The sequence below is a fragment of the Marichromatium gracile genome (assembly GCF_004343155.1).
Lineage (GTDB): Bacteria > Pseudomonadota > Gammaproteobacteria > Chromatiales > Chromatiaceae > Marichromatium > Marichromatium gracile.
This window is the reverse complement of record NZ_SMDC01000016.1, coordinates 48,453-62,535: the sequence shown is the minus strand read 5'-3', so window position 1 is coordinate 62,535 and position 14,083 is coordinate 48,453. Positions and strand designations below refer to the sequence as shown.

General features: G+C 69.3%; 7 protein-coding genes and 2 tRNA genes. 2 read left to right on the top strand and 7 right to left on the bottom strand.

The features are described 5' to 3' along the window. Positions 1–104 precede the first annotated feature (104 nt). Both EDC29_RS16250 and EDC29_RS16245 read right to left on the bottom strand, forming a co-directional pair. Positions 105–3,161: an efflux RND transporter permease subunit gene (locus EDC29_RS16250; protein WP_132230609.1), complete on the bottom strand. Its 3,057-nt coding sequence runs from the start codon at positions 3,159–3,161 to the stop codon at positions 105–107. After that, the gene (locus tag EDC29_RS16245; RefSeq protein ID WP_132230608.1) at positions 3,158–4,213 is read right to left on the bottom strand and encodes an efflux RND transporter periplasmic adaptor subunit; all 1,056 of its coding nucleotides are present in this window, start codon (positions 4,211–4,213) and stop codon (positions 3,158–3,160) included. Before EDC29_RS16245 ends, EDC29_RS16250 begins: the two co-directional genes overlap by 4 nt. A gap of 103 nt (positions 4,214–4,316) precedes the next feature. On the opposite strand from EDC29_RS16245, the gene EDC29_RS16240 reads away from it, so the two are divergent. Next, positions 4,317–4,979: a TetR/AcrR family transcriptional regulator gene (locus EDC29_RS16240; protein WP_123142675.1), complete on the top strand. Its 663-nt coding sequence runs from the start codon at positions 4,317–4,319 to the stop codon at positions 4,977–4,979. A 36-nt stretch (positions 4,980–5,015) separates the two neighbouring features. On the opposite strand, the gene rlmB is transcribed toward EDC29_RS16240, so the two are convergent. Beyond that, positions 5,016–5,759 carry a 23S rRNA (guanosine(2251)-2'-O)-methyltransferase RlmB gene (gene rlmB, locus EDC29_RS16235; protein ID WP_123141395.1) on the bottom strand — a complete coding sequence of 248 codons (744 nt, stop codon included), beginning with the start codon at positions 5,757–5,759 and terminating at the stop codon, positions 5,016–5,018. After that, positions 5,756–8,452: a ribonuclease R gene (rnr, locus tag EDC29_RS16230; protein ID WP_132230607.1), complete on the bottom strand. Its 2,697-nt coding sequence runs from the start codon at positions 8,450–8,452 to the stop codon at positions 5,756–5,758. The genes rlmB and rnr overlap by 4 nt, the downstream gene beginning before the upstream one ends. 118 nt (positions 8,453–8,570) lie before the next feature. On the opposite strand from rnr, the gene EDC29_RS16225 reads away from it, so the two are divergent. Next, positions 8,571–8,657: transfer RNA gene (locus tag EDC29_RS16225), tRNA-Leu, on the top strand. 211 nt (positions 8,658–8,868) lie between these two features. On the opposite strand, the gene EDC29_RS16220 is transcribed toward EDC29_RS16225, so the two are convergent. The 3 genes from EDC29_RS16220 to EDC29_RS16210 form a co-directional block, all read right to left on the bottom strand. Next, positions 8,869–9,300, bottom strand: a complete 432-nt coding sequence (locus tag EDC29_RS16220) for a DNA polymerase III subunit chi (RefSeq protein ID WP_123142672.1) — start codon at positions 9,298–9,300, stop codon at positions 8,869–8,871. Positions 9,301–9,524: 224 nt separating this feature from the next. Beyond that, positions 9,525–9,611, bottom strand: a tRNA-Leu gene (locus tag EDC29_RS16215). 168 nt (positions 9,612–9,779) lie between these two features. Then, a complete protein-coding gene (locus EDC29_RS16210) occupies positions 9,780–14,027 on the bottom strand; it encodes a PAS domain-containing hybrid sensor histidine kinase/response regulator (protein ID WP_132230606.1) in 4,248 nt (1,415 codons plus the stop codon). Positions 14,028–14,083 lie beyond the last annotated feature (56 nt).

Below are 14,083 nucleotides of genomic sequence, written 5' to 3'. Positions count from 1 at the left end.
CGCAAAGCCGCGAAGCGCGCAAAGTGAATGATGTGTGATGTCGGCGTGCGGCCACAGGCGGCGCGGATCCGCACCCACTGACGGCTGGTCGCTGGCGACCTCCCTCACCCCTCCAGCCGCACGCGGAACCAGAGGGCGTAGAGCGCCGGCAGGAACAGCAGGGTGATGGCGGTGCCGACCAGGATGCCGCCGATCAGCACATAGGCCAGCGGTCCCCAGAAGGTGTCGGTGGCCAGCGGCAGGAAGGCGAGGATGGCGGCGACGGCGGTGAGCACCACCGGTCGGGTGCGGCGCACCGTGGCCTCGATCAGCGCGTCGGCGCGGGCCATGCCCGCGGCGAGGTTGACCTCGATCTGCTGGGCGAGGATCAGGGTGTTGCGCATCAGGATACCGGCCAGCCCGAGCATCCCCAGCAGGGCGACGAAACCGAACGGACGATCGCCGACCAGCAGCGCCAGGGTCGCGCCGATCACCCCCAGCGGCGCGGTCGCCACCACCATCAGGGTGCCGGAGAAGCTGCGCATCTGCAGCATCACCACGATCAACAGCAACGCCAGCATGATCGGCTGTACCCGCTGGATCGAGGCGTCGGCCTTGGCCGACTGCTCGACCGCGCCGCCGATGTCGATGCGATAGCCCGGCGGCAGGGTCGCGCGCAGCTCGGCCAGTCGCGACCAGATCGCCATGGTGACGTCCGGCGGCTGGGCACCGCTCACCTCGGCCTGCACCGCGATGAAGGGCTCGCGGTTATAGCGTTTGAGCACCGGATCCTCGAAGCCGATGCTGAGGCTGCCGGCCTGGGCCAGCGGCACGGTGCGCCCGTCGAGCGTCTTCAGGGTGAGGTCGGCGAGCGCCTCGGCCCGCACCGCCTGGTCCTGGCTGCCGCGCAGCACCAGCGAGACGTTGCGGATGTCCTCGCGGATCTCGGTGGCGACGATGCCGGTGAGCGCGTACTGCATCTGCTGGGCGATCTCGCGCGGGGTCAGCCCGATCAGTCGCAGCCGGTCGGGGTCGAGCGCGAGACGCACCACCGGCACCCGCTCGTCCCAGTCGAGATGGGCGCCGCGGGTGTGCGGATCGGACGCGACCAGGGCGCGCACCCGGTCGGCCAAGGCGCGCAGCTGCAACGGGTCGGGACCGACGACGCGGAAGGTCACCGGCCAGATCACCGGCGGGCCGTAGAGCAGCCGGTGCACCCGCACCCGCGCCTCGGGGAAGTCGCCGGCGGCGATGTGCGACTCCAGCCGCGCGATCAGCGCATCGCGCGCGGCGACGTCCTCGGCCACCACGATCAGCTTGGCGAAGGCCGGGTTGGGCAGCTCGGGGTTGAGCGCGAGGAAGAAGCGCGGCGCGCCGGCGCCGACATAGCTCGACACCGAGGCGATCCCCGGGGCCTCGGCCAGGACCGACTCGACACGACGGGTCACCGCGTCGGTCGCGCCGATGCTGCTGCCCTCGGGGAGATAGATGTCGACCAGCACCTCGGGGCGGTCCGAGCTGGGGAAGAACTGCTTCTGCACCGGACCGGCGAGCCCGGCGACGGCCAGCGCCAGCAGCGCGAAGGTGAAGCCGACCACCAGCCGCTTGTGGCCCACGCAGCGGCGGATCAGCGCGCGTAGCCGCTGGTAGAGCGGGCCGTCGTAGCCCTCGCCGTGATCCTTGCCGGGCCTGGGGTCGGCGAGCAGCAGCGAGCCCAGATAGGGGGTGAAGGTCACCGCCACCAGCCAGGAGACGAGCAGCGCGAAGGCCAGCACCCAGAAGATGTTGCCGGCGTACTCCCCCACCCCGGAGCGGGCGAAGCCGATCGGCACGAAGCCGATCGCCGTCACCAGGGTGCCGCTGAGCATCGGCGCGGCGGTCACCGTCCAGGCGTGGGCGGCGGCGCGCAATCGGTCCCAGCCGGCCTCCATCTTCACCAGCATCATCTCGATGGCGATGATGGCGTCATCGACCAGCAGCCCGAGGGCGATGATCAGCGCGCCGAGCGAGACCCGGTCGAGATCGATGCCGCGGATCAGCATCAGCAGGAAGGTCAGCCCCAGGGTCAGCGGGATGGCGATGCCGACCACCAGTCCGGCGCGCCAGCCGAGGGCGACGAAGCTCACCAGCATCACCACCCCGACGGCGACCAGGAACTTGATCTGGAACAGGTCGACGGCGTGGGCGATGGCGTCGGCCTGGTCGGTCAGCCGGGTCAGGGTGATGCCGAGCGGCAGCTCCGCCTCCAGACGCGCGACGAAGTCATCGAGCCGCGCGCCCAGCTCCAGCCCGTTCTCGCCGCGCCGCATCACCACCCCGAGCAGCACCGCGTCCTCGCCACCGGCGCGGACCAGGTACTCGGGCGGGTCCTCGTAGCCGCGGCGCACCTCGGCGACCTCGCCGAGACTGACCAGCTGGCCACCGACGCGCAGCGGCACGCGACGGATCTCCTCCGGGTCGCGCAGCCCGACATCCAGGCGCAGCGCCAGACGCGGCCCCTCGGTCTCGACGAAACCGGCCGGCAGCAGCTGGTTCTGTGCCTGCAGCGCGTCCATCACCGCCTGCGGGGTGAGCTGCAGGTTGGCCAGCCGGGCGTGATCGAACTCGACGAAGAAGCGCTGCGGACGCTCGCCGAGCAGCCGCGCCTTCTGCACCCCCTCGACCCGCGCCAGACGGTCGCGCACGCGCTCGGCCTCGCGCACCAGCAGGCGCGGCTCGAGCCCCGGCGCCGCGAGCGCATAGAGGGCGAAGTAGACGTCGGAGAACTCGTCGTTGACGAAGGGGCCGCGCACCCCGGCGGGCAGGCTCGGGGCGGCGTCCTGCATCCGCTTGCGTACCTGGTAGTAGAGCTCCGGGATTTCCTCCGAGGGGGTGTAGTCCTGGAACTCGACGAGCAGGTCGACGCGCCCGGGGCGCGCGGTGGTCTCGACCTTGTAGAAGTAGGCGACCTCCTGGATGCGCTTCTCCAGCGGCTCGGCGACCAGGTCCTGCATCTGTCGCGCACTCGCCCCCGGCCACTGCGCCGAGACCACCATCACCCGCACGGTGAAGGCGGGGTCCTCGGCGCGACCGAGCTGGAGGAAGGCCATCAGCCCGACCAGCGCGGTGAGCAGGATGAAGAACAGGGTGACGGAGCGCTCGCGCACCGCGAGCGCGGAGAGGTTGAAACGTCCCTCGCTCATGGCCGCACCCGCACCCGCTGACCGGGTTCGAGCCGATCGACCCCGAGTGCGACGATCGGGGTCCCGGGGGCGAGCCGGGTGTGGATCTCCACCCCGCTGTCGAACAGCCCCAGCACCCGCACCGGCTCGGCCACTACCTGCTCGCCGTCGATCCGGAACACCTGGGCGCCGCGACCGCGTTCGAGCACGGCGCCCAGGGGCACCCGCGCCACCAGGCCCGCGGCAGCGTCGAGCGGACTGGTGAAGCGCAGGGTGACGGTAGCGCCGAGCGGCGCCGGGGCGCCCTCGATCAGCCGATAGCGGGCGCGCCAGGTCCGGGTGGCGGCGTCGGCCGCCCCGGCCAGTTCGCGCAACTCGGCATCGAAGCCCGCGCTCACGCCGAGCAGTCGCGCTGCGGCGTGCTCGGGCAGCGCCTCGAGCCGGTCCTCGGGGACCTCGACCTCGGCCTCGCGCGCGCCGTCCTCGGCGAGCACCGCGATCTGTTCGCCGGCGGCCACCACCTGTCCCGGCTGACCGGAGACGGCGATCAGCACGCCGCTGGTGGGCGCGCGCAGGGTGGCATAGCCGACCGCGTTGCGCGCCTGCTCGAGGCTCGCCTCGGCGGCCACCAGTCGCTCGCGCGCGGCACGCGCAGCGGTCTCGGCGCGATCGTACTCCTGCTGGCTGGCCAGGCGACGCTCGAGCATGTCGGCGAGACGCTCACGCTCGCGCTCGGCGTTCTCGGTCTCGGCGCGGGCGCTGGCCACCGTGGCCTCGGCCGCCACCCGCTGCTGTTCGACATCGGCCGGATCGAGGGTGAAGAGCGCAGCACCGGCCTCGACCCGCTCGCCGGCATCGACCGCACGGCCGACGATCGCCCCGCCGATGCGAAAGGCCAACGGGATCTCGTGACGGGCATGGACGCTTCCGGTGAGTCGCCAGACGGTGCCCGCGGCGGGTTCGAGGGTGGTCGCCAGCACCCAGGGCGGGGCCTCGGCGACGGCTTCGCTCCCGGAGGATTCGGGCTGACAGGCGCCGAGCAGCAGCGCCAGCGGAAGGATCAGGTAACGCACTCGCGGGACTCCACCCGTTCGTCGCTGAACGGGATTCGGTTATGGTCTGGACGGCCCCCGTGACGGGACCTATCCATTATTAATGTACGAAAGCGTTTAGTAAATGCAAAAGACCACGACCAAGCCAGAGGCCGCCACCACGCCACGCCGCGGTCGGCCACCCGATCCCGCCAAGCACCAGGCGATCATCGACGCCACCCGCGCGCTGTTCTTCGCCGGCTCGACCAAGGCCTTGAGCATCGAGGGCATCGCCCGCGCCGCCGGGGTGTCCAAGGTCACCGTCTATGCCCACTTCGGCGACCTGCAGGGCCTGGTCCGCGCCACCGTGCTCGCCCAGCGCGCGGAGATGACCGCGATCCTCGACCAGCTGCCGACCGACGCGCCGGGGCTGCGCCGCACCCTGATCGAGTTCGGCGGGGTGTTGATGGAGTTCCTCTCCAGCGAGGACTTCGTCACCATGCACCGGATGGTGGCGAGCCAGGCGAGCCAGCAGCCCTGGCTGGGACCGCTGATCTATCGCGAGGGTCCGACGGCAACCCGCGACAAGCTCGCCGATATCCTCGCCGAGGCGGTGCGCCGCGGCGATCTGCGGGCACACGACTGCACCCTGGCCGCCGAGCAGCTGTTGGGGATGTGGCAGGGGTTGCAGACCACCGGGCTGTTCAGCGGCGGCTGTCCGCGCGCGGACGCGGCGACGCTGGCGCGCCGGATCGAGCAGGGGGTGGAGGTGTTGTTGCGCGCCTACGCCCCGGAGCCCGCCGACTGAGGACGGGTGACGGGGCGGAGCGGCGCGTCGATGGGTTCAGCCGCGCCGTTGGCGCAGCGCTTCGTAAAGACAGACCCCGGCAGCGACCGAGACGTTGAGGCTCTCGACCTGACCGAGCATCGGCAGCCGCACCAGGGCGTCGCAGCGCTCCCGGGTGAGGCGGCGCAGCCCGCTGCCCTCGCGGCCCATCACCAGCCCCAGCGGGCCGCGCAGATCGGCGCCATAGAGCTCGGCATCGGTCTCGCCGGCGGTGCCGATCAGCCAGATGCCGCGATCCTTGAGCCGGTCCATGGTGCGTGCGAGGTTGGTGACCTGGACATAGGGCACGGTCTCGGCAGCACCGCTGGCGACCTTGCACGCCACCGGGGTCAGCCCGACGGCGTTGTCCTTGGGCGCGACCACCGCATGCACGCCGACGGCGTCGGCGCTGCGCAGACAGGCGCCGAGGTTGTGCGGGTCCTGCACGCCGTCGAGCAACAACAGCAGCGGCGGCACCTCGAGGGCATCGAGCAGACGATCGAGGTCGGCCTCGGCGCGCGCCGCGGGCACCCGCACCCAGGCCACCGCGCCCTGGTGGTTGGCGCCCTCGGCGGCGCGCTCCAGGGTGTCGCGGTCGACCTGACGGACCTCGACGCCGGCGGCGCGCGCCAGCTCGGCGAGCTCACCGAGACGACGGTCGCGCCGGCTGCGTTCGAGCCAGAGCGCGCCGACCCCCTCGGCGCCGAACTTCAGCGCCGCGCGGGCGCTGTGGATCCCGGCGACTGCGGCACAGTCCTTCATGCCTGCGGGGCCCCGTTGCCATTGCCGTTACCGTTGCCGCTCTTGTTGCGCTTGCGCCGGTTGCGCGAGCGCGGCTTGCGCGCCTTGGTCTCAGCCTTCGGGGCCTCATCACCCGACGGCGCCACCGGCTGCTGCGCGGGTGCGGCGACGGACTCGGGCGTCGTCTTCTTCGGCTTGCGCTTGCGCGGACGCTTCTTCGCCGGCGTGGGGGCATCCCCGCCCTGCTCACCCTGGGGAGCGGGCTCGGCCGCGGGCTCCGGCTGCACCTGCTGCGTCTGCTCGGACGCGGCGGGTTGGCGCGCACCCTTGGGCTTGCGGCGCGACTTGCGCGGCTTCGGCGTCTCCTCGGCGGCGAGCTCGGGCGCGGGCGAGTGTTCGACGACCGGCTGCTCGACCGACTCGACCGGCTGCTGCGGTTGACCCTCGGCGCGCTGCTTGCGGCTGCGACCGTTGCGCTTGCGGCTGTTGCGCGAGGCACCGGGCTTGGGCGCGCGCTTGGGACGCGTCGACTCGGCGAGCACGAAGTCGATCTTGCGATCGTCGAGGTTGACCGCCGCGAGCTGCACCCGCAGCCGATCGCCGAGCCGGTAGACGGTGCCGGTGCGCTCGCCGTCGAGCCGGTGCCCGATGGGATCGAAGTGGTAGAAGTCGTTGTCGAGCGCGGTGATGTGCACCAGACCGTCGATATGGACCTCGTCGAGCTCGACGAACAGGCCGAAGGAGTTGACGCTGGTGATGGTGCCGTCGAACTCCTGACCGAGCTTGTCGCGCATGAACTCGCACTTGAGCCAGTCGGAGGCGTCGCGGGTGGCCTCGTCGGCGCGCCGCTCGGTGCCCGAGCAGTGCTCGCCGGCCTGCTGCAGCTCGGTCTTGGAGTAGTCGAGATCGGCCGCGGTGGCGCCTGCCAGCACCTGCTTGATGATGCGATGGACGATGAGGTCGGGGTAACGGCGGATCGGCGAGGTGAAGTGGGTATAGGCGTCGAAGGCGAGGCCGAAGTGCCCGGCGTTGTCGGAGCTGTACATCGCCTGCTGCATCGAGCGCAGCAGCACGGTCTGGATCAGGTGGCGATCGGGGCGATCCTTGACGTAGTCGAGCAGCTCGGCGTAGTCGGCCGCAGTCGGCTTGGCGCCGCCGGGCAGACGCAGCCCGAGCTGACCGAGGAACTCGCGCAGGTCGCTGAGCTTCTCCTCGCTGGGGGTGTCGTGGATACGGAAGATCGCCGGGATGCGGCGACGCTCGAAGAAGCGTGCGGCGGCGACGTTGGCCGCGAGCATGCACTCCTCGATGATGCGATGGGCATCGTTGCGGATCACCGGGACCACGCCGGAGATGCGGCCCTGGTCGTTGAACTCGAACTTGCTCTCGGTGGTGTCGAAGTCGATCGCACCGCGCTCGGCGCGCGAGCGCTGCAGCACCAGGAAGAGCTGGTAGAGCTCGTGGAGATGGGGCAGCACCTCGGCATGCTGCTCACAGAGCTCGGCATCGCCGGCGTCGAGCATCGCCCAGACCTCGTCGTAGGTCAGACGCGCGTGCGAGCGCATCACCGCCTCGTAGAAGCGGCTGCGGATCATCTTGCCCTCGTCGTTGAGATAGAGCTCGGCGGTCATGCACAGCCGATCGACGTGGGGGTTGAGCGAGCACAGCCCGTTGGAGAGCACCTCCGGGAGCATCGGGATCACCCGGTCGGGGAAATAGACCGAGTTGCCGCGGGCATAGGCCTCCTTGTCGAGCGCGGTGCCGGGGCGGACATAGCTCGAGACGTCGGCGATACAGACCAGCAGCTTCCAGCCCTTGGGGGTGCGCTGGCAGTAGACGGCGTCGTCGAAGTCGCGCGCGTCGGCCCCGTCGATGGTCACCAGCGGCAGCTTGCGCAGGTCGACACGCCCCGCCTTCGCCTCTTGCGGCACCTCCGCGGAGAGCCCGGCGATCTCGGCCTCGACCTCGACCGGCCACTCCACCGGCAGGTCGTGGGTACGGATGGCGATGTCGGTCTCCATCCCGGCGGCCATGTTGTCGCCGAGCACCTCGACGACACGACCGATCGGCTGAGTGCGACGGGTCGGCTGGTCGGTGATCTCGGCGACCACGATCTGCCCCTGGTCGGCGCCGGCATAGCGGTCGCTGGGGATGATGACGTCGTGGGCCAGACGCTTGTTGTCGGGCATCACGAAACCGACACCGCTCTCCTTGTAGAGCCGCCCCACCACCGAGCGGGTGTTGCGCTCGAGGATCTCGACCACCGCGCCCTCGAGCCGCCCGCGACGATCCCGGCCGCTGACCCGGACCACCGCGCGGTCGCCGTGGAACAGCGTGCGCATCTCCTTGTTGTAGAGATAGAGGTCGTCGCCACCGGCGTCGGGACGCAGGAAGCCGAACCCGTCGGGATGGCCGATCACCCGTCCGGCGATCAGGTCACGCTTGTTGACCAGACAGAAGGCGTCGTTGCGGTTACGCACCAGCTGGCCGTCGCGCACCATGGCGCCGAGACGGCGCTCGAGCGCGATCAGGTCCTGCTCGTCGTCGAGCCCGAGCACGCCGGTAAGCTCCTCGAAGGACTGCGGCGCGCCCGCTTCCTCCATGCGTTTGAGGATGAACTCGCGGCTGGGGATGGGGTTTGCGTACTTCTTCGCCTCGCGCTGGCGATGCGGGTCCGCGTGTCGCGCGGTCGATGAGGGTCTTCTTTTTGGCACGTGAATCCAGTCTGTCGGAAAAAAATCCAGTTTAGCGTTGACAGGGTCGGCTTGTCTCACTATTATTTGCCGCCTCGCCAGGGAGCGACGGGCCAAGGCCCATCATCCCGACCCTCATGCCGAGGTGGCGGAATTGGTAGACGCGCATGGTTCAGGTCCATGTGGGCGAAAGCTCGTGGAGGTTCAAGTCCTCTCCTCGGCACCATCTCCTCTCCGAGATCCCCCTTCCCCGATCGCATCCGTCGAGTCGCTCGACCACAGGGTCATTCCAATGACGCTGCAGCGATCGAGTCGCACCCCTATGTTAGCCGAAAAGTCGCCGCTTCGCTTGCGAGCTGTCCGAGCCTCATCGCCAGGATCGATCGAGACGACGGTTTTGCGCGCGCCACCACAGGGTCGCGCCGCGCCGCAACCCGTCAGAGCCGCACCTGATGATGCTCCAGCGGATGACCGAGCTGGCGGTAGTGACGATAGCGCGCCCGCCCCGCCTCGAGCACGCTCGGCGTCTGGTCGAGCGGCTCGCAGACCCGCGCGAAGGGCGAGAGGTCGTCCGGCGGCGTCAGCGCAAGATTGACCAGCACCTCGGTCGGCACCGGCGGGCGCGGATCGGCGCCGATCAGCACCGGGGTGAACTCGGCATCGACCTGCCCGACCAGCCCATGAGGCAGAAAACCGTCCTCGCGGAAGGTCCACAGCAGCCGGTCGAGATGGCGCGCCCACTCGCTCTCCGGACAATACACCAGCACGCGCAACCCTTCGGCACGGATGCGCTCGAGCAGGCGACAGGTGAAGATGAAGCGGTCGCCGCTGCTGTCCGCGGCAAGGGTGTAGAAGTCGATACGGGTCATGGGTCCAGAGCGCTGAGGCCGTGACGGCGGGATGATCGGACATGCGCGCCGACGGCGGCGCAACGGTGCGCCCATCATACCGATCGCGCGTCGACCATGCCTCACCGAGACGATGAATGCGATCGCTGGAGCGCCTTGCCGGGACGCAGAAACGAAAAAACCGACCATTGGGTCGGTTTGCTTCTTTCGCTTCAGTCACGTCACTGGGACATGAGCTTGGAATATGGTGCCGAGGAGAGGACTTGAACCTCCACGAGCTTTCGCCCACATGGACCTGAACCATGCGCGTCTACCAATTCCGCCACCTCGGCATGAGGGTCGGGATGATGGGACCTGGCCCTTCGCTCCCTGGCGAGGACTGGAACTTTAAGGCTTCAGTCCGATCGTGTCAAGCCCATTTGAATCATCCGCCCCATTGCCCCCTTGGAGTCAGCCTCCATCGAGCCCCCTCCCCGCCCGGCGCCGGCGCATCCCGAGACTCAGCGCTCCCCCGGGGTCATCCGAGCGCGCGCCGCACCCAGCGTCACCAGGGCCGCATCGAAGTCGAAGCGCTCGATCTCGTGGGCGAGCGCGCGCAATCGATCCCCCAACGCCGCACGCAACAAGGGTTCGGCCTCCTCGAGCAAGTGCAACGCGGCGGCGTCATCCTCACGCAGCAGGCGTTCGAGTTCGTCGAGGGTCGAGGTGAAGTGACCGGGGTCAACCGCATCATCGATCGCAACGCGCTCATCCTGCCCTTCGGCCGCCAGTTCATCCAGCCCACGCTCGACCAGGCGCAGCCCCCGTTCGAGTTCGACCAGCAGCTCGGCACGCCGCTGGCGCGTCTTTTCGCTGTCGCGCTCGATCAGCGGGAGCAGCCGGATCAGCGGTTCGGTCACGGCATCGACGGCCACCGTCGCGGCGGCACCCTTGCAGGCATGCACCAATTGACGGGCGTGAGCCAGCTGATCACGGGCCAAGGCCTCGGCGATGCGCTCCGGCTCCCGGCCATGATCACGCAGGAAGAGCCGCAACAGCCGCAGGTAGGACTGGGTGCGGCCGCGCACCGCGCTCAACCCGCGCAGCCCGTCGATGCCCGGAAGCGCCGCCAGCCGTGCGGCCAACGCGGTATCGTCGGGCACGATCTCGGGCAGCGGGGGGCGGGCCGACTCGATGGACGGCGCACCATTCGAGAGCCACTTGAGCAGGATGCCGTAGAGGGTGTCGGGATCGACCGGCTTGGCGACGAAGTCGTTCATGCCGGCCCGCAGACACTGCTGCCGGTCCTCGTCGAAGACATTGGCGCTCATCGCCAGGATCGCCGGCTGCTGCTCCAGCTCCAGGGCGCGGATCCGGCGGGTCGCCTCCAGACCGTCCATCTCCGGCATCTGCACATCCATCAACACCAGCGCATAACGTTCCACCCCGACCTTGGCCACCGCCTCGGCGCCATTGTTTGCGATATCGACCCGGAGCCCGACCGACTGCAGCAGGTCGAGCGCCACCTCGCGATTGACCACATTGTCCTCGACCAGCAGCAAGCGGGTCCCGGAGAAGCGCTCGCGCAGCTCCGCCTCCTGGGACGGCGCGACGACATCGAGCTGCGGCGGCACCTTGCCACGCCCGCGCTGCAACCGGGCGGTGAACCAGAAGGTGCTACCGTGACCGGGCTGACTATCGACCCCGACCGCGCCGCCCATCAGCTCGGCCAGACGTCGGGTGATCGCCAGCCCCAACCCGGTCCCACCGTGACGACGGGTCGTGGAGGCGTCGGCCTGCTCGAAGGCGGTGAACAGGCGCACGCGCTGCTCCGGCGTAATGCCGATACCGGTATCACTGACCTCGAAACGCACCAGTACCTCATCGGCATGCTGCTCGAGCAGCCGCGCACGCAGCGCGATGCGACCGTGCTCGGTGAACTTGACGGCATTGGCGGCATAGTTGAGCAGCGCCTGGCGCAGCCGCGTCGGATCGCCGTACAGCCAGTGCGGCACATCGTCGCAATCGATCTCCACGGCCAGCCCCTTGACCCGCGCCTGATCGGCGATCAGCGAGCGTACGTGATCGAGGATCGCGAGCAGCGGGAAGTCGAGCTGGTGCAGCTCCATCCGTCCGGCCTCGATCTTGGAGAGATCGAGGATGTCGTCGATGATCGACAGCAGGTGACGTGCCGCGCCGCTGATCTTGTCGAGCCGTTCGCTCTGCGAGGGAGCCAGCTCGTCGCGCTGGAGCAGATAGGTGAGCCCGAGGATGGCGTTCATCGGGGTGCGGATCTCGTGGCTCATGTTGGCGAGGAAGGCACTCTTGGCACGGGTGGCCGCCTCGGCGCTCTCGCGCGCGCGTTCGAGTTCCACCGTCCGGTCGGCCACCAGCTCCTCGAGATGATCGCGGTGCTCGGCGAGCTCGCGCTCGATATGGCGCCGCTCGGTGACATCGGTCTTGATCGCCGCGTAATGGCTGATGCGGCCGTCGGGCTGGCGGATCGGGCTGATGATGGCGAACTCGATGAACTCCTCGCCGTCCTTGCGTCGATTGACGAACTCACCGCTCCACGAACGCCCGCCGGTGATCGTCCGCCACAGCTCGACATAGGTCTCGTGCGAGGTCTTGCCCGAGCGCAGCAGCCGCGGGTTCTTGCCGAGCACCTCCGCCTCGGTGTAGCCCGAGGTCCGCAGGAAGGAGTCGTTGACGAACTCGATACGACCCTCGAGGTCGGTGATGACGATGCTCTCCTGGGTCTGCTCGATCACCCGCGAGAGCCGTGTCACCTCCTCCTGGGCACGCTTGCGTACGGTGATGTCGCGACAGACACAGAACACCAGCCGGACCTCGCGATGCTCGATCTGATTGAAGGCGACCTCGACATCGATGCATTGGCCATCGCTGCGGCGCCACTTGGTCTCGAGGATGCCCGAGCCGAGTTCGAAGCGCTGCAGCACCTCCAGCGTCCGCTCACGCGACCAGTCCGGATCCCACTCCCAGAGCCGCAGCTGCAGCGCCGCCTCGAGCGAACAGCCGAGCATCCCGGCAAAGCTCTCGTTGGCCTCGAGCACACCGCCGTCCTGGTCGAGTATCACGATCGCATCGCGCGACTGCTCGATCAGGATCTTGCGCATCAGCGCCTCGTCGGCCTGGGCCTGCTCGGCACGGTGGATCTCGGTGATGTCGCGCGCGATCCCGAACACCCCGATGACCTCGCCATCCCCGTTGCGCAGCGGCCCCTTGGTGGTCTGCATGATGCGCTCGCCGGCGGCGCAGCTCAGGTGTTCGAGAAAGGTCGTGTTGACCCCGCGGGCGACGGTGTCATGGTCCCTGGCCATGACCTGAGCGGCCTGATCGGGCGGGAACAGCAGCCGGTCGTCCTGACCCAGCACCTCTTCGGCGCGATATCCCACCAGGGTGGTGGCGGCGCGATTGAAGAGCAGATAACGCCCTTCGAGATCCTTGGCGAAGATGGCATCGGGCGAGGCCTCGGCGATCGCCCCGAGCAGGTTCAGCGCGCGCAACCGCTCGTCGTGCGAATGACGCAGCCGCTCGGCATAGAGCAGGCGCTGACGCTGGCGCAACAGCGCCGCGCCGGCCAGGACCATCAGCGCCGCCAGCAGCGCCGCCAGCACGATCCAGCGCACATCGCGCACCACCCCGGCCCACAGCTCGCGACGATCGACCTTGGCGACCAGGAACCAGTCCACCCCGGGAACCGACAGCACCACGCCGAGCGAGGGCACCCCGCGATAATCCACCCCCTCGACCAGGGTGCCGAGCAATTCCGGGGCGAGCATCGCCTGCACTGCGATCACCCGCTCGGCAGTCAGCGGGGTCCGCGACCGCGCGGCACTGTCCGGGCGATAGCGAAAGGCGTTGAGCGACACCACGGCATCGCCCTCGCGCCGAAACAGCAGCGATTCGCCCGAGGAGTTCGGCAGCGGCCAGAAGGAGAGCAGCGGATAGAGGTTCTCGGTGGGATCGTTGTGCAGCACCGCCACCGGCGGCGACTCCTGCTGATCGAGCGGCAGCGGCACCAGGAAGTCGACATGAAGACGGTCGCCGGCATCGCGATAGGGCCCCTGCACCACGACCTGCCGCACGGCGACGGCCTGAGCCACCGCCTCGCTGAGCAACCCTGGCAGCGGTGCCCCGGGACCACCGGCACCACAGAGTTGATCACCCTCGGGGCCGACCAAGCGCGCCTCGCCGAAATTGTTGAAACGGGCATACTCGAGGATCCGTGCGCACAACACCTCGCCCACGGCGGCGTCACCGGCCCGCCAGTCGCGATAGAGCCCGGCATACAGCCGGCTGGTCTGGATCATCCGCGCGTCACCGAGGCGCTCGTCGAGCCAGTGCTCGACCTGGCGCACCTTGAGCTCGGCGATGGTCTGCAGGGTCTCGGCGAGTGTCGTGCGCTGGTGCTCGTAGGAGAACCAGCCCCCGGTGATCGCCAGCGACACGATCGCCGTGAGCATCAACAGCACCGGCGGCCATTGCGCACGCGGCAACCTGGACGGTGGAGCCGGTTCCAGCGCCCGGTCCGCGGCGACGAGCAACAGCAGCGCGCTGGCGGCGACCAGCAGGGCGCCGGAGAGCACGCTCGCCATCACCAGCCAGGGCGGCCCACCACCCAGCGCAACCAGCAACAGGTCGGAGAACAGCACCCACAACCCGGCGACGATGACATATCCGATCGGCCACCGGCGCCCGGCATGTCCCTGCCCCCCGGCGGTGGCGCGCCCCTGATCGGTCTTCATCGACGGGCGTTCACCCGGAAAGCCCTGGCGTGATGACCCGCTGCGGAGCCGCTATC